General features: G+C 39.2%; 12 protein-coding genes. 7 read left to right on the top strand and 5 right to left on the bottom strand.

From position 1 onward, the window contains the following. Window positions 1-14 precede the first annotated feature (14 nt). The gene (zwf, locus tag FC56_RS07925) at window positions 15-1484 is read right to left on the bottom strand and encodes a glucose-6-phosphate dehydrogenase (RefSeq protein ID WP_147649728.1); all 1470 of its coding nucleotides are present in this window, start codon (window positions 1482-1484) and stop codon (window positions 15-17) included. Between the two features lie 241 nt (window positions 1485-1725). Between zwf and FC56_RS07920 the strand changes: the two genes are divergently transcribed. Next, complete coding sequence (locus FC56_RS07920; protein ID WP_054671233.1) at window positions 1726-2466, top strand: Ig-like domain-containing protein; 741 nt, start codon at window positions 1726-1728, stop codon at window positions 2464-2466. 154 nt (window positions 2467-2620) lie between these two features. Beyond that, window positions 2621-3790 carry an MDR family MFS transporter gene (locus tag FC56_RS07915; protein ID WP_056978857.1) on the top strand — a complete coding sequence of 390 codons (1170 nt, stop codon included), beginning with the start codon at window positions 2621-2623 and terminating at the stop codon, window positions 3788-3790. 51 nt (window positions 3791-3841) lie between these two features. Here FC56_RS07915 and nrdI read toward each other — a convergent pair whose 3' ends face one another. From nrdI to FC56_RS07900, 3 genes are all read right to left on the bottom strand, one after another. Further along, window positions 3842-4309 carry a class Ib ribonucleoside-diphosphate reductase assembly flavoprotein NrdI gene (gene nrdI, locus FC56_RS07910; RefSeq protein ID WP_056978855.1) on the bottom strand — a complete coding sequence of 156 codons (468 nt, stop codon included), beginning with the start codon at window positions 4307-4309 and terminating at the stop codon, window positions 3842-3844. A 66-nt stretch (window positions 4310-4375) separates the two neighbouring features. Beyond that, entirely contained in the window at window positions 4376-7441 is a 3066-nt protein-coding gene (locus FC56_RS07905) for a YfhO family protein (protein ID WP_056978891.1), read from the bottom strand. A gap of 104 nt (window positions 7442-7545) precedes the next feature. Next, window positions 7546-8922 carry a hemolysin family protein gene (locus FC56_RS07900; RefSeq protein ID WP_082620612.1) on the bottom strand — a complete coding sequence of 459 codons (1377 nt, stop codon included), beginning with the start codon at window positions 8920-8922 and terminating at the stop codon, window positions 7546-7548. A gap of 231 nt (window positions 8923-9153) precedes the next feature. On the opposite strand from FC56_RS07900, the gene FC56_RS07895 reads away from it, so the two are divergent. Next, window positions 9154-9576 (top strand): Hsp20/alpha crystallin family protein, encoded by a 423-nt coding sequence (locus tag FC56_RS07895; protein WP_056978851.1) that lies wholly within the window; start codon window positions 9154-9156, stop codon window positions 9574-9576. 85 nt (window positions 9577-9661) lie between these two features. Here FC56_RS07895 and FC56_RS07890 read toward each other — a convergent pair whose 3' ends face one another. Continuing rightward, window positions 9662-10504, bottom strand: coding sequence for an aldo/keto reductase (locus FC56_RS07890; RefSeq protein ID WP_056978850.1), 843 nt, complete (start codon window positions 10502-10504; stop codon window positions 9662-9664). Window positions 10505-10650: 146 nt separating this feature from the next. On the opposite strand from FC56_RS07890, the gene FC56_RS07885 reads away from it, so the two are divergent. The 4 genes from FC56_RS07885 to FC56_RS07870 all read left to right on the top strand — a co-directional run bounded on the left by FC56_RS07885 (window position 10651) and on the right by FC56_RS07870 (window position 17241). Beyond that, window positions 10651-12999 (top strand): HAD-IC family P-type ATPase, encoded by a 2349-nt coding sequence (locus FC56_RS07885; protein WP_056978848.1) that lies wholly within the window; start codon window positions 10651-10653, stop codon window positions 12997-12999. Window positions 13000-13066: 67 nt separating this feature from the next. After that, window positions 13067-13594 (top strand): DUF1836 domain-containing protein, encoded by a 528-nt coding sequence (locus FC56_RS07880; protein ID WP_056978846.1) that lies wholly within the window; start codon window positions 13067-13069, stop codon window positions 13592-13594. A 214-nt stretch (window positions 13595-13808) separates the two neighbouring features. Next, a complete protein-coding gene (gene adhE, locus FC56_RS07875) occupies window positions 13809-16439 on the top strand; it encodes a bifunctional acetaldehyde-CoA/alcohol dehydrogenase (RefSeq protein WP_056978844.1) in 2631 nt (876 codons plus the stop codon). 157 nt (window positions 16440-16596) lie between these two features. Next, entirely contained in the window at window positions 16597-17241 is a 645-nt protein-coding gene (locus tag FC56_RS07870; protein ID WP_056978842.1) for an HD domain-containing protein, read from the top strand. Window positions 17242-17270 lie beyond the last annotated feature (29 nt).

Raw genomic sequence — 17270 nt, 5'->3', positions numbered from 1 at the left:
CTTTTTTGATTTAATTAACGGTTAATTTTGTAAACCCATTGACGATGGTCACGAGCCAATAATTCATCTGCAGCAACAGGGCCCATGGAACCAGGGATGTAGTTAGGGAAGTTAGGTTGTTGAATATCCCATACTCGGCGAATTTGATCAACAAACTTCCAAGCAGAAGCCACTTCTGGCCAACTAGAGAAGTTAGTTCCATCACCCTTTAAGACGTCGTGAATTAAACGTTCATAAGGTTGAGGAGTGTTCTTTTGGTCTTCCATGTATTCCAGGTCCACTGGTTCGGTATGGAAACCTTGTTCGTTATTTTTAGCGTTAACCCGTAATGAGAATCCTTGGTTAGGTTCAACAAAGATAGTCAAAACGTTATCGTTAAGTGGGGTGCTACCACTTTGTGGAAAGGCAAAAATATCAACTAATGGTTTCTTAAAGACTACGTCCACTCGGGTGAACTTACCAGCTAATTTCTTACCAGTCCGAATGTAAAATGGAGTTCCTGACCAACGATAATTATCAAATAGTAACTTACCAGCTACAAAAGTTTCGGTGTTAGAATCAGCAGGAACGCCATCTTCTTCACGATAACTCTTGTTGCTATTGTCAGAACCGTATTGACCCCGAACGAAGTTAGCAGAAGCTTCTACTACATCGTAAACTCGAAGGCTTCGAAGAGCTTTTACCTTTTCAGAACGAATATCGACATCTTTGAAGGCAACTGGTTGTTCCATTGCTAGCAAACTAACAATTTGCATAATATGGTTTTGAACCATGTCACGAAGAGCACCAGAGTTATCGTAGTAACCAGCTCGTTCTTCAACCCCTAAGTCTTCAGCCAAAGTGATTTGGATGTTATCAATATAACGGTTATTCCAAAGAGCTTCGAAAATGGTATTACCGAAGCGAATAGCTTCGATATTTTGAATCATTTCTTTTCCAAGATAGTGATCAATTCGGAAAATTTGGTTTTCATCGAATGAAGCACTTAATTCATCGTTTAATTGCTTAGCCGATTCGTAATCACGACCAAATGGTTTTTCGATTACTAAACGGTTAAATTCACCGTTTTCAGTTAGCAAGTTTTGAGTTTTAAGGTTCTTAGCCACGGTACCAAAGAAGTTAGGGGCCATAGAAATGTAAAATACTCGGTTACCCTGTAAGTCATACTTCTTGTCTAATTCATCAGCTTTTTCGCGAAGAACGGAGTAGTGTTTAACATCCGTAACGTCGTGAGCCTCGTAGTAAAAATGACTAGCAAAATTAGCAATTAGCTTTTTGTCATCACTTTCCTTAGCAACTGATTTGGCTACAAGTTCTTGGAATTCAGCGTCGTTAATTTTGTTACGAGCAGTACCGATGACGGCAAAATGGTCTCGTAGGTTTCCCTTCTTGTAAAGGTTAAAGAGGGCAGGATATAACTTACGGGTAGCAAGGTCCCCAGTCCCTCCAAATAACATGATTAATGCGCGTCTTTCTTTTGGCAAATCGTTCACTCCTATCTCATCATTATTAACTAAGTAGAGCGGCATATATGTGTCTATACCATTCATGAAATATTATATAACAGAAAGCGGTTCAACAAAAGGGTGAACTTGAATTCTTAATGGTCGAACGGATTGTTAAGAAATCTATAAAGAAGAGCTGACTGACCGAAATATAATGAAATATACGGACTAGGTGGCTATAATTGAGTTTGAAAAAAATTTGACGAAGGAGTCATTTAAAATGAAGAAATTCAAACTTGCATCATTTATTGCCGCTTTGGCTGTTGCACTTTTTGTGGGATCCACTTCTGCTAGCGCAAAAACTGCATCACCTTCACTCAGTGTTAATCCAGTGGTGAATAACTCAAAAACTATTACTGGAAAGGCAACTAAGGGTGTCGGAATTGTCGTCCGGACTGGTAGAGGCTCAGCTGGCAAGACTCTTGCTAAGTCGACTGCTTCTAAGACTACCGGAAAATACACAGTTAAATTAAAATCAGCTGTTAAGACTAACCAAAAACTTTACGTTTACGCTCGTCGTTCCTCAACTTCTTACTTCTTCCGTATTATTACGGTTCAAGCTAAATCTGCGAACTCATCAAGTACTTCTAAGACTAACTCATCAAGCAGCAAGTCTTCTAACGTAAACATTTCTACACCTACCGGAACTTGGAAATCAAATAGCCATAACGGCTACAACTTGGTATATTCATTTAGCCAAAGCAAAGGTTTTAACTCTTACCTTTATAAGAATGGTAAGAAAGTTAAGACTGTTGTTAGTTATGCATCTTACAATGTGAAGGCTAATTCACCTAAGTTCTGGCAAATCAACTACCAACCAAAAGGTAGCAAGACCACTAAGAAGTTCTACATTCACTTCAGCAGCAACAAGCGTTTTTACTTAGTTAACAGCAAAGAAAAAGTTGCTAAGCAAAGCATTGCTGGTCGTCCAGCTGCAACTTACTACTTTAACTTGAAATAATTTAAGTTGAACTAATAAAGCGAGAATCGACTCTTTTTGAAGAGTCAATTATCGCTTTTTTATTTGAGATTAAGATAGTCTTCTCCCTGATTTGTTCTTTAAAGTATGCGACAATAAGAACAGGAGAATAATCAGAAAGAAGGTTTGATAAAAAGTGATAAAGCAACGGACTGAAATTCGCTTTAGCTCGGTGTTGATTTATTCGCTACTTTTGAATGCCGGTTCGGCCTTTTTATGGCCGCTGGTAACGGTGTACATGCATAATTATCTACATAAATCGTTAACATTAGCTGGAGTTACACTATTTTTAATGTCAATGTTTATGGTACTAGGAAATTACGTAGGGGGCCTGTTATTCGATCGGTGGTCGCCATATAAAACTGCTATCATTAGTGTGTTAACGTCTACGATCGGGATTGTGACCTTAATTTTTGCCCATGATTGGCCAATTTTTGGAATTATGTTAATGTTCGTGGGATTTGGTGACGGAGCTTGCTTGACGTTACTAAATTCGTATTCAGCCACTATCAAGAGTCGCTCAACTAGAACAGTGTTTAACATTTTATACATGGGGACCAACCTGGGGGTAGTGATTGGAACTTTGCTAGTCGGTTTCTTACTAGCCAAGGGGGTAACCGTAGTTTTTACGGTTGCTGCAATTTTTTATCTTATTTTATTTTTTATCACCATTGTGGATTTCAACGTTAAATTTGATCGAACCGCTGGTGAGAAAAAAAGTGCTGGTCGTGTAAAGGGCAAGTTGAATAGCTTAGTACTTTTGATTTGTTTTGTAGTTTTGACGTTATACATGGCTTACGCTTTATGGGAAAGTGTCCTTTCAGTTCATATGACTAGCTTAGGCATTTCGTTTGAAAAGTATAGTCTCTTATGGACCTTAAATGGAATTATGATTGTGTTACTACAACCAATTGCTAACCGGGTTGGTAGTCATTTTAAATTGAGTTCGCAAACCTATGTTGGAGTGGCATTATTTGGACTATCATTTTTGGCACTGAGTTTTGCCAAAGAGTATTCAGCGTTCGTAATTGTGATGATCACAACCACCTTAGGAGAAATTATTGGGTTTCCAGGTATTCCAGCTTGGATTGACACTTTGTCTACGCCTGAACAGCGGGGAACGTATCAAGGGATGTTTAACGTCTTTGTCTCAGCAGGACGGGCAATTGGTCCGGTTTACGGTGGCCTTTTGCTACAGCATTCTACCTATCAAGTACTCTTTACGAGTAGCGCGGCATTAATCATGATTTTCCTAGTGCTACTAATGATTAAAAATAAGCGCAGTACTAAGCAACTCAAAAGTTAATTTACAACAAAAAAACAAGCTAATATCAAATGATATTAGCTTGTTTTTGATTTAATTCTCATGTTTTTGAGTTTCGGCAATTAAGATTTGATAAATTCGTTCAACATCACGACCGGTACCGCGTAATTCGAAATCTGCGATAAACGGAGCATCAAAAGCTTCAGCATAACGACGAGCCGTTAGACAGTACTGTTCGTTAAAGTTACGATTACCACTTCCAATGACTCCCCAACAGTATTTGGCGTTATCGTTATAAGCGAGATATTCGCCGAAACTATTAGTCATTAACTCGGTCACACCAGAATCGATTCCGTTTCCGCCAGTTAAGTATGTCGGAACTGAGATGAAATAGGGCTGAGTCTCATTTTCAAAATCTGATTGATCTGAAATTTCCTTAAGCTCTACTTGGGGGTATTTGCTATTTTGATCATGCATTCCGTTGGCGTAATTTTGTAATTTATCCGCAAATGAGCGAGTATTTCCTTCTATGGAAATGTAGAGTAATCTAATTGGTTCCAAAGTGGCTCCTCCTTTTAACGGCAGACGTTTTAATCTATGCTAGCATATTTTTTGTAACTAGGGTTGTTAAAAGCTGCCTGATTTTTTGGACTTGTTAGTTCTCAAGATTATTCGTAAAATTGCTAATCCAGCAAAGATAATCCAAGCAGCGATTGTAGCAATTTTACCGATCTGTAATCCAGGGGTGGTGTAGATTAATTTAATTTGATGGTTGCCGGCTGGCATGCGAGCGCCGACAAAGCCCTTATTAACTACAAAAGTGCTAGCTTTTTTACCATCAATCGTTAACTGCCAACCAGTAGAATAAGGAATTGAGCTAACCATAATACTACTATTTTGATTGTTAGCAGTTCCAGTAACAGTATTTTGGTCTACTTTTAAGTTAGTTAAGCCAGTCTTCTTGAGGTTTTGCATTTGAGTATCATATTGCTTGTTAAACGGCATAGCAACTAACTTAGCACTCTTAAATTTCAGTCCTTTAACGGCGGTAAAATTAAGATCGACTTTGTTACGGGCCTGGGTAGAATAACCTAAGTTGAGGGTAACTGATTTGATAGGCTGGTAATTTGAAAGGCTAGTGTATGGATATTGAGAAAAACCAGTATCGTTGTTAAAAGTTTTGGCCGTTAAATTATAAGCAGCATAATTAGGATATAAGAAATTATTTCGGTGGTCCGTAATTTGTTCCATTTGAGAATAATTAGTGTTGTTAAGGATGTGGTCATTAGCATCAATATTATTTTTATCCTGAACAGTATTATCGTCAATGGAAATGCCGTCTAATACTAAGTAAAGTTCTGCGTTTTTAGTTTGATTAGGATTATTGACATTCAACGTGTACTTTAATTGGTGACCGTTGGCGTCGGATACCATTTCTTTTAAGCTATTAGCATTTTGACGCTTGTTTTGTTGAAGTAAAATTTTGTTTTGACTAATTAGTTTATCAGTTGCACTAGCATTACTATCTAGATTTAATTGAGCGTGGTTACCATTTAAGGCCTTGTTAATTGTCTGATCATCTTTGCCTAAGAGGCCTAAACGAGAGGCGGTTAATTGTTGCTTAGAATCAATAACCCGGTCCGTGTGTACTTCAACGCTGTATTTAATATTCTTTCTTGGTGACTGGTAATTTAATTCGGTGGTTTGATTCTTGGCTTCTGAAACCTGAGCCCCTTGAGTCATAGCTCGTTCTCTATCCAAACCGTCCATTTTATTAAAGACATTGTCAGAAATAGTTTGCTTTTGAGTATAGATAAGAGGCAATGCATTATTTGATTTCACCAAAACGGTATTGTATGGATTATCAACGTAATGGGAGTAATTTTGAGTGGATTTGGCTTGGAACTTTTTAACTTTTCTGTCTGCATCCTTAACTGGCTGATAACCATAAGGCACAGCGTCATCTAATTTGTTAGCTTTAACGTAGAAATATCTAACTCCTAGTAAGTTGTTTGCCGCAGTTCGGTAATCATTTTCAGCTAAAGGAGTGTTAAATGAAAACTGACTGTTAGCAATGGCGGTTGAAAAATCACCTATATAACCGTTTTGCAGGGTAAGATAAGACGACTCATCGTTAACACCGCTATTCATTCCTATGTTGGTATTTGTATTTGTAAAATTAGATACAGAACCAGGTAGATAGTGGTTCATAAGGGCGGTTCTAAAAAATCCAGTTTGCTTGGCCACGTATTTATTGGCACCATTATAGTAATTATCGCTGTACTGTTGAGCTAATCCTTTATTTAATTGGGAACCGACTGCTGCACCACTATTTAAGCTGTACGTGCCTAAAATATTAGTAAAGAGATTAAATGTAACGAGTACGCCTAACACAATCCCACTAGTGGTTTTACTCCACCCAAACATGATAGACATCATAATCACGATAAGAGTTAAAAATAGAAGGCCATAAGCAATATATTCTTGGTGTTGGAGATTTAAGATACCACCGTGACCTAGCCAAACTAAAAAGATTAGTAAAATGGAGGTTGCTAAAAAGGTGGCAATATCACTTCCTGAGAGAATGTGGATATTATCGACTAAAATCATTGCGGCAAAACTAAATCCTAGAACTCCTAATAATGCCCAACGATTAGATGGGGCTGATAGACCGTTGAAGACGGCACCGACAGCTGGGATTAAAATCCCGATTAAGACAATTAGATTTCCAATATTTAGCCATAAATGTTCCCGGAAATGCTTAAAGGAATACACAACCCCTAGAAAAGAAATCGAACTAACTCCGATAATTAACCAGAAGTTTAATGAGCCGACATTTAAGATGCTATTAGGAATTCCTAAGTAGTATTGAGGTGTATAAAACAGTAACCCACTAGCGAATTTCCCGGAAATACGAGTAGATTTAAGGGCGAACAAAACGGTAGGCAAGAAGACAATCAAGCCCATTAAAGCTCCCAAAATACCTCCAGCAAGCAGACGGCCAACTGATCGCCAAAATTTAAACTGGGATTGGTTGAAGCGACTCCCAATTCGAATTAAGGCATAAATAACAGTAGCGATGGCTAACATCCAGGCAAAGTAGAAGTTACCTAATACCACTAAAAATACTGCTAATGAAAATGGCAAGAAGGAGTGGTTATAAACGATCCGGTCAATTCCGTAGGCTAATAGTGGAAAGAAAATCATGGGGAGCAAGAAGAAGGGATGGTGCAAGCTAGAATACAAAACAAAGCCGGCAAAGGTATAAGATAATGTACCAATTAATTTGCTAGGTTTACTAAATTTGTAACTAGTGGTGTATAACAAAAACGCCAATCCAATACAGTAAAGACGTAATAAAATCAAAGCACCGTAAGCAAACTCAATGTTGTTTTTAGGGAAGAAGATAATTAAGTAGTTAAAAAGATCTCCAATTACATAGTACGAAAAATTAGTTAATTGGTCGGCCCCTAAGCCTAGTGACCAATCCCAATGAGTAAAGCCACTGCTGGGATTACTAATGAAGTGTTCTAACATTGAACGAAGTTGCGTTAGGATTGGAAAATGTTGTGCCATCCCGTCTTTAAACCAAACGAAAGATTTATCTGCCATCGCTAGACAAACAAACATAGTTCCAGCTAGTAAAGCAAAAGCAATGGTATATGGGACTATCAGCGGGGTTTTTTTGAACATGTTTTTCAAAATGGGTTCCTCCAGGTAAAAACCTAATGAATTCTGTATTAATAAAAAATGCTGGAGCAAGCCCCAGCATAAGATTTACTCTTGATTATTCGTATTTAAAATTCAGAATCGAATTCTTCATCAACTGATGATGGATCAGATTTAGTAGGTTCGTTAATGGTAACTTCAAACCAATTGATAAAGGAATTTTCGTAATCTACAATTTTAAATTCAAAGTGATCTAAAGAAATGATGTCTCCCCGTTTTAGGTCAGGGTAGTTATCTAAGAAGTAGCCGGCCATAGTAACTGAGTCAGAATCTTCAAATTCCGGAACGTCTCGATTAAAGTAACGCTCAAAATCATGAGTAGTGATACGGCCATTTACTTGGTAAGTACCATTTGGTTGCTTGAAGACGTATTCCGTAAAGGCTGGATCAATTTCATCTCGTACCGTTCCGAAAAGTTCTTCGTAGATATCCTTGTCAGTGATAATTCCCGAAGTTCCACCGTATTCATCAACTACCACTACGATAGGGGTACGCTTTTGAATCATTTGGTGTAATACATCGGCAATTGGAGTCATTTCAGGAGTAGTGGAGATATTTCTAAGTAACCGATCCACTCGGATAGATGAATCAACCTGAGATTGACGAATAAGATCGTAGCTGTAAACGTAACCTAAAATTTTATCTTTGTCGTTATCAGCAACGACCGGAAGTCGACTAAATTTTTCTTGTAAGTAAATTTGGACGGCTTCCTTAACCGTAGTGGTAATGTCAATAACCACCAATTGAGTCCGGTCGATCATAATGTCTTTGGCGACCTTATCGTTTAGTTCAAAAGCCCGACGCATGTATAAATAATCGTTTTGTTCTAGTTCGCCAGATTTAACGGCGTTGCGAGATAGATTCAAGATTTCAGCTTGAGAAAAAGCCTCGTCGTTTTCATCTGCTACCTTAATCCCCATCATTTTGACGATCCCGCTGGCTGAGGTATTCAACAACCAAACAAATGGGTAAAACAAAATGTGGAAGTAGTGTAATGGTGTGGAAACAATATCTAAGACTTTAAGTGGCATGTCGATACTAATATTTTTAGGAACAATTTCTGTCAGCACCACTTCTAGGTAAGTCAAAATAATAATTCCGACTACCGCACCGATGGCATGAGCCGTAGTGGGGTTGATTGGTGAATTATGGATTTCCATAATATCCACCAAAATAGTAACGACAAACGATTCACCTAACCAACCTAAGATGATTCCGGCAAGTGATACCCCTACTTGAGTGGTTGAAAGGTATTCGTTTAGGTTCGTGACCATTTTGATTTCACGGTCAATTTTTTTGCTATTTCCCTTCTTCTCTTTTCGACGTTCTTCCAGAGCGCTTAATCGAGACTGCACCAAAGCAAATTCGCTGGCAACAAAGAAAGCCGCCGCGATGAAGGTGATAATGATAATAGTCAAATTGATAAATATCTGACTGTCAGCCAATTTTATTCCTCATTTCTGGTATAAAAAATTCCCTTAGAATTAAATTATTTGGTATAAATACCAAACTACTTCCTATTATACGCTGACCAACCAAGTTTTTAAAAGCGATATTATCGTTCAAGTCGTTTTTCTTAATCTTTTATTAATGTGGTGGTATTCTAGAAGGGTAAAAAGCTGGTGGAAAGTTGTTATAAACGGCTCTGCATCACGATTTTGAAGGGAGATTAGACTATGGCAAATAACAATCGTAATTTTGGGATTTTTGATCCTCAAGACGACTTTTTTAGTAACTTTGGTAAAGCATTTTTAGGTTCAGTTAATAATGGTAGTTTTGATGTTGATATCGTCGAAAACGATGATAACTTTGTGGTTAGTGCTGAACTTCCTGGCTTCAAGAAGAAGGGAATTAATATTAGTTATCAAGACGACAACTTAACCATTAAGGCTCAACATGAATCAGACTCTGAAGTCCACAATGATGATGGTCGGGTAATCCGGCATGAACGTTCTAACCAAAACGTCGCCCGGTCATTTTACCTACCTAGTGTGAATGCTGAAATGATCAAAGCTAGCTATGATGGTGGGGTCTTAACTATTACGTTACCTAAGAAGGATCCAGAAGCTACTGGCGCTCACCACATTGAAATTGATTAAATAAATTTTGAGTTAAATATTAAAAATTAAAAAGACCGAATTAGTAATTATCTGTGCAGAATCTAGCTAGTTCGATCTTTTTTAGTTATCTATATTGATGTCCCAATTCGTAAACTTCTTCTGGATCGTTACCGGTTCGTTCGTTGCGGTTAAGAATATCTAACATCGACATTTCATCGGCACTTAGTTCAAAGTCAAAGATTTGAAGATTCTCTTTAATTCTAGCTGGATTAACAGACTTAGGAATCATAGATAGTCCACGTTGAACTTGCCACCGCAAAATGATTTGGGCAACGCTTCGGTCGTGGTGGTCAGCCATTTTTTGAATCATTGGATTGTCCAACACGGCACCACGACCAAGAGGACTCCAAGCTTGAGTAACAATTTCTTCTGCATGATCGTAATCTACTAACCCTTGAGAAGTCAGGTAAGGGTGGTTTTCAATTTGGTTAACGACTGGCATTTCAGTAGCTTGAGTTTTGAGTAATTCTAACATGGCGCGGTTATAGTTACTTACCCCAATAGACTTGACTTTACCAGCTTTTTTGACGTCTTCTAATGCCCGCCAAGTATCAAAAAACTTGGTGTTGATGGGCCAATGGACTAACATTAAGTCGATATAATCGGTACCTAGTTGTTCCAAAGAAAAGTCCACGCTGGCCACGGTTAATTCATAACCTTGATTTTCATTAGCCACCTTATCGGTAATGAAAACATCCTGACGAGCAATGCCATTATGGTTTAAGGCCGCTGCTAAAACCTGTTCATTTCGGTACATTTGAGCTGTATCAAATAAGCGATAGCCAGCTTCAAAGGCAGTTTTGACAGCAGCATCCATTTCGTCTTGTTTATTGATCAAATAGGTTCCAAACCCTACTTGGGGCATTTTATTTTCGTCTGCTAAGGTTAATAAATTATCCGCTTCCATGGTGAACCTCCGTTAGTTGTAATGGCTTTATTTTAACATAATTAACATCCGTGAATTAAAGTGCTAAAGCTTTTCTTGCGATCGGGGTCAATAAATAGGTTTTTGGCACCAAATTTTGTACAATTAGGTAAAGTGAGGTGCTGACAATGGCAGAACAAGTAGAAAAAATAACCGGGCTGACTAGCGAACAAGTAGCCCAACAAATCGCCAAGGGAAATCAAAATACTTCTCCGGCACCGTTGACGCACAGCATCAAAGAAATTTTTAAGACTAACATTGTCACGTTGTTTAACTTAATTAACGTTATGTTAGGGCTATTTGTGCTTTATACCGGTAGCTATAAAAACTTACTGTTCTTAGGAATTGTTTTCTTTAATACTGCAATTGGAATTATTCAAGAAATTAGGTCTAAACGCCAAATTGATAAGATGGCTATCCTGGCGGAGGGTAAAGTCCAAGTTATTCGAGATGGTAAAATTCAATCAGTAATGCCAGAAGAATTAGTTTTAGATGATGTGATTTTGCTAGAACGAGGGGACCAAGTGCCAGTTGACGGGGTCATTTTGACCAGTCAGCATTTGGAAGTTAATGAATCTCAAATCACGGGAGAAGCCCAGACCATTACCAAAATAGTGGGTGATCCAATTATATCCGCTACTTATGTTGAAAGTGGTTCTGCTCAGATGAGGGCTACTAAAGTGGGTAAGGATACCTTTGTTAACCATTTGTCTGAAGAGGCTCGAAGTGGTAGCGATACTAATAGCATTTTGCTAGCAACCATTAACAAAATTATTAAAACGTTGACCTACGTCATCATTCCGTTAGGGATTGCGTTATTTATTTCTAAAATGATTAGTAGTAACGACGTCAATCGGGCTATTTTAGGAACGGTGGCAGCGATGACCGGGATGATTCCGGAAGGGTTAGTGCTGTTAACTTCGGTGACTCTGGCAGTTTCAGCTGCTAATTTGGCTCGTAAACGGGTGTTGGTCCGGGATTTACCAGCGATTGAAACTTTAGCGCGGGTGGACACAATCTGTTTGGACAAGACGGGAACGATTACTAGTGGGGATCTGCGACTAGATAAGATTGTACCGTTGAATTCTAAATCAGATGCGGAAGTTACTAAGTTAGTAGCCCAGGTAGCTTATGGCACTGGTGACGAAAATGAAACTGCTCGAGCTATCAAAGCGGGGATTGCTGATCCATCTGTGCAACCGACAGCGGTTCATCCGTTTTCTTCAGCCCGCAAATGGAGTGCAGTAACGCTACCTGAAGGGACAACGGTGGTATTAGGAGCACCTCAATTTATTTTTAAGAATGTAGATATGAATGCTGATGTTCAAACCACTATTGATGATTATGCCAAACAAGGCTTTCGGGTTTTGGCTGTGGCGACGGCTAGTGGCATCGATGGTGATCAGGTGGTAGCTCCAGAGTTATGGGGTCTAGTCTTAATTACCGATGTGATTCGACCTAATGCCGTTAGTACCTTTGCCTTTTTTAGGAAGCAGGGAGTTAAAATTAAGGTAATTTCTGGGGATGATCCGACCACTGTTTCTACGATTGCCCGTAATGCGGGGATTGAAGACGCCCAAAATTTCGTTGATATGAGCAAAGTTTCTGATGATCAGCTTGCTGAGGTGGCTTTGAGTGAGACGGTTTTTGGCCGAGTAACTCCGGACCAAAAGCAACGCTTGATTAAAGCCATGCAAGATGACAAGCATACCGTAGCGATGACCGGTGATGGGGTGAATGATTTATTGGCCCTTAGGCAAGCTGATTGCGGAATTGCAATGGCTTCTGGAAGTGAAAGTACTAAGAGTATTGCGGACTTTGTCCTAATTGATTCGGATTTTAATTCAATGGTCGGCGTATTGAATGAGGGTCGGCGAGTTATTAATAACATCGAGCAAGTGGCTTCGATGTATTTGATTAAAACGATGTATTCCGTGGCCTTATCGTTTATCTTTATTTTTATGACAACTGGTTATCCATTTGAACCAATTCAACTAACGCCGATTACCTCCTTAATGGTTGGCTTTCCATCATTTGTGTTGGCCTTACAACCTAACTTTGGTAAAATTACCAATCAATTTTTGAAGCAGGTGCTCAAAATTTCGTTACCGGCAGCACTCTTGGTAGTTAGCTACATTATGATAATTGAAGTACTAGGATTTACTTTCCATTTAGATTATCGCTTTACTTCGACTCTGTGCGTTTTGTTGACCGGAACGATTTGTTGGTTGTCCTTGGTGATGGTGTCGCGTCCGCTCAACCGATTAAAAATTATATTAGACTTGGGAGTTTTAATTGCCTTTGTCACCATTATTATTTTCTTTAATTCGCTATTCTCATTAGTTTCCTTCTTCAATCCTGCTATCTGGTTGTTCGCTGTTCCGCTTATTTTGACCGTTTATCCGGTTTATATTGCGGTGCAAGGAGTGATCGTGAGCTATTTGAATCGAAGTAAGAGATTTAAGGATGCAGTTTAAAATGTCGTTTTTGAATGCCTGTCATCTGGTATGATATACTAGATGATAGAAAAAGGAGGCACTCAAAATGTCAGAAAAAGAACGTTACCAAGCGTGGGAAGCTAAAATTAAAGCAGTTGAACTGCCACTTTGGAATGAGTTACCCAAGTTCGAACTCTACATGGATCAAGTGACTGCTTTAGTGAATGGTTTGTTAGGACCATTAGAAATCGATCCCATCACCCCGGCAATGATTAATAACTACGTCAAGAAAAAGGCGATTATGGCACCGGTGAAAAAGAAATATCAAACGATGCAAATTGCCGATATTATTTTGATTAGCTTGTTAAAGCCTACGTTTTCGTTGGAAACTATCCGGCGGGGGATGGATCAAGTGACTGCCAAGATTTATCCACAACAGGCTTACGATAATTTCATGAAGCGACTAACGTTTTCGTTAAAAAATATTAACCAGCGCAATACCCAGGCGTTGGCTGAAACTAATTTAAACGACAAATTATTACAAGTAGCTGTAAATACTATTATTGATCGGTTAGAGTCGCAAAAGTTGTTAGAAATCATTACTAAGCCGTTGCCTAAAGTTCACGATAAGTGAAATCGTTCACGTTAAGGCAATGGAATCGTTTTCATAAAATGCAATCTAATTATAGAGTTAATAAAAAGAGTTAAACGTTGGTATAACAGCGTTTAACTCTTTTTTTAAATTTATTTGTAAAATATTGAGCAATTACTGTTTACATTTTTTGAAAACGTGATATGATATTTTTGTGAAATAAATAACAATCATTTTTCCTCTTGGAGGCTTACACATGGCAAAGGAAAACCAAAACAAACCAAAACAAGATGTTGAAGTAAAAACTACTAGTGTTGACGATGTAATTAACGGATTAGTTGCTAATGCCGTTGACGCATTACACGAAATGGATTCGTTTGACCAAGCCAAAGTCGACTATATTACTCACCAAATGGTAATGGCCGGCTTAGATGCCCACATGGATTTAGCCATTATGGCAGCTGATGAAACTGGTCGTGGGGTGGCTGAAGATAAAGCCGTTAAAAATATTTTTGCGACTGAAGAAATTTGGCACCATATTCGAGATCATAAAACCGTTGGGATCATTGAAGATGATAAGGAACGCCAATTAATTAAAGTGGCGGAACCACTTGGAGTTTTAGCCGGAATCACTCCAGTTACTAACCCAACTTCTACCACATTATTTAAGTCTATTATTTCTATGAAGACTAGAAACCCAATTATCTTTAGTTTCCATCCTCAAGCAATGAAATCTTCCGTTGCCGCTGCCAAAGTAGTTCGAGACGCTGCGGTTGCTGCTGGGGCACCAGAAGGAATTATCCAATGGATTGAAGAACCTAGCTTAGAAGCCACTACTAAGTTAATTAATCATCCAGACGTTGCTAGTACTTTGGCAACTGGTGGTCCTGGAATGGTTAAGGCTGCTTACTCAACTGGAAAGCCAGCTTTAGGTGTCGGTCCAGGTAACGGTCCGGTTTACATTGAAAAAACGGCTAATATCGCCCGTGCCGTTAATGATATCGTTCTTTCCAAGACATTTGATAACGGGATGATCTGTGCTACTGAAAACAGTGCGGTAGTTGATGACGCCATCTACGACGACATCAAGGAACAATTTGAACGTAACGGCGTTTTCTTCATTAACGCTGAAGACAAAGCGGCCTTGGCTGACGCAATGTTTGATGCTAAGCGGGGCGGCGTTAAAGGACCCATCGCTGGTAAATCAGCCATCCAAATTGCTGAATTAGCCGGAATTAAGGTTCCTGAAAACACTAAGGTCCTTGCTGCTGAATTAGCTAATGGTGAAATTGGTCCTAAGTTCCCACTTTCTGGTGAAAAATTAAGTCCGGTATTGTCATTCTACCGAGTTAACGGTCATGACGAAGCCTTTGCTGTTTGTGAAGCATTGTTGAACTATGGTGGTCTTGGTCATACTGCTGGGATTCAAACCACTGATGAAGATTTGGCCGTTGAATTTGGTAAGCAAATGAAGTCTGCCCGGGTCTTAGTTAATACTCCTGGTGGGTTCGGTGGGATTGGTGACTTGTACAACCAAATGACTCCTTCCATGACTTTAGGAACTGGTTCCTGGGGTGCTAACTCAATTTCTCACAACGTTACTGATTATGACCTCTTGAACATCAAAACTATCGCAAAGAGGCGAAATAATATGCAATGGATTAAATTACCACGGGTATACTTCGAAAAGACTTCTGTTCGTTACTTGGACAGCATGCCTGGCATCGAAAAAGTCTTCATCGTTACTAGTCCATCAATGGTAGAACACGGCTACGTTGACATCGTCTTAGACGAATTAAAGCGTCGCCCTAACGAAATTCAATACTCATTATTCTCAAGTGTTGAACCAGATCCAACTACTGATACGGTTAACAAAGGGGTCGCTCAAATGCGGGCCTTCCAACCAGACACCATCATTGCTTTAGGTGGTGGTTCACCATTGGATGCCGCTAAGAACATGTGGTTATTCTACGAAGATCCAGAAGCTAGCTTCTTTGGCGCTAAGCAAAAATTCTTAGACATCAGAAAACGGGCATACCGGTTCAATAAGCCTAAGAAAGCTCAATTTGTAGCCATTCCAACCACCTCTGGGACTGGTTCAGAAGTAACTCCATTTGCCGTTATCACCGATTCTAAGACACACGTTAAATACCCATTAGCTGATTATGCGTTGACTCCTGACGTTGCCATTATTGATCCTCAATTTGTGGAAACCGTCCCTAAGGGTACCGTTGCTGCTTCTGGATTGGACGTTCTCTGTCACGGAATTGAATCATTTGTTTCCGTAATGGCCTCAGATTACACTCGGCCATTGTCACTTCAAGCAATTAAGTTAGTCTTTGAAAACTTGACTGATTCTTACAATGGTGACCCAACTGCTAGAGCGGAAATGCATAACGCAGCTACATTAGCTGGGATGGCATTTGGGAATGCCTTCTTGGGAATCAACCACTCTATCGCCCATAAACTCGGGGGAGAATTTGGCTTAACCCACGGAATTGCCATCGCTATCACTATGCCACACGTTATTCGTTACAACTTCAAGTTGCCTAAGAAGATTGCCGTTTGGCCTAAGTACGAATCATTTAGAGCTGACAAGGATTACGCTGAAATTGCTCGCTACGTTGGCCTCAAAGGCGATAGTGACGAAGAATTGAAAGAAGCCTTGGTAAACAAGATTATTGAATTGGCCCATTCAGTTGGCGTTTCTCTTAGCTTGAAAGATTGGGGCGTTGATAAAGCTCAATTTGACGCTACCGTTGATGAATTAGCTAAGTTGGCTTACGAAGACCAATGTACTACTGCTAACCCTAAAGAACCATTAATGGCTGATCTTAAGCAAATTATGATCGATGAATACGATGGTCGGGGAGTAGAAAAGAAGTAAATTAGCACCTGAATAATATATATAATTAGATTGCGGGATAAGAAAAACGCCGAGCGGAAGCTGGGCGTTTTTTTGTGGGGCAACTAATAATATAAACACTAATTAATTCGTTGTTTTCATGTTATTCTAAAGAAAAACAGAAAGTCAGGTTTTCTCCATGTCTGAAAATATATCTCTTATTGCCTTAACAGTTCAACAGCAGATGCAGGCTGATACAACCGGACATAATTTCGATCATATTCAACGGGTAGTCAAAAATGCAGAATTAATTTTACGGGACCTGCCCCAAGCTAATAGGGCGATTGTGTTAGCGGCAGCTTACATGCATGATTTGGCTGATGATAAATTAGTCACTGATCTGGCTGCCAAGCAAAATGAGATGGAAAAGTTATTGGCGACAGCGGAATTTGAAAGTGATCAAGCGAGTGCGGTGATGGATATTATTAGCAATATGTCGTTTAGTGCGAATTTAGTTGAACGTCAGACGCTATCGCTAGAAGGTCAAATTGTCCAAGACGCTGATCGCTTGGATGCGATTGGCGCCATTGGCATTACGCGGGCTATTTACTATAGTGGGCATTTTGGCGAAACGGTTTACGATCCGTTGATTGCACCGCGAGAAAAAATGACTAAAGAAGAATACCGACAACCAGGAACCACGATCAACCATTTTTACGAAAAGTTGCTTAAATTGGCCGATCAATTAAATACCGCCCCCGCCAAAAAAATTGGTCAACATCGTAATCAGGTAATGTTAGATTATTTAGCAGAATTTAAAGCTGAATGGAACGGTGAGCGTTAATTCAAAACTTTCTTGAAATTATTTCAAGA

The sequence above is a fragment of the Lentilactobacillus senioris DSM 24302 = JCM 17472 genome (assembly GCF_001436555.1).
GTDB lineage: Bacteria > Bacillota > Bacilli > Lactobacillales > Lactobacillaceae > Lentilactobacillus > Lentilactobacillus senioris.
Note: the sequence above shows the minus strand (reverse complement) of the source record. Positions and strands in the feature narration are given on the sequence as shown.

Bases quoted from the DNA above. Each gene is read 5' to 3' on its own strand.
- FC56_RS07920 (WP_054671233.1), top strand. From the start codon at position 1,726: ATGAAGAAATTCAAACTTGCATCATTTATTGCCGCTTTGGCTGTTGCA.
- FC56_RS07905 (WP_056978891.1), bottom strand. From the start codon at position 7,441: ATGTTCAAAAAAACCCCGCTGATAGTCCCATATACCATTGCTTTTGCT.
- FC56_RS07895 (WP_056978851.1), top strand. From the start codon at position 9,154: ATGGCAAATAACAATCGTAATTTTGGGATTTTTGATCCTCAAGACGAC.
- FC56_RS07890 (WP_056978850.1), bottom strand. From the start codon at position 10,504: ATGGAAGCGGATAATTTATTAACCTTAGCAGACGAAAATAAAATGCCC.
- FC56_RS07885 (WP_056978848.1), top strand. From the start codon at position 10,651: ATGGCAGAACAAGTAGAAAAAATAACCGGGCTGACTAGCGAACAAGTA.
- FC56_RS07880 (WP_056978846.1), top strand. From the start codon at position 13,067: ATGTCAGAAAAAGAACGTTACCAAGCGTGGGAAGCTAAAATTAAAGCA.
- adhE (WP_056978844.1), top strand. From the start codon at position 13,809: ATGGCAAAGGAAAACCAAAACAAACCAAAACAAGATGTTGAAGTAAAA.
- FC56_RS07870 (WP_056978842.1), top strand. From the start codon at position 16,597: ATGTCTGAAAATATATCTCTTATTGCCTTAACAGTTCAACAGCAGATG.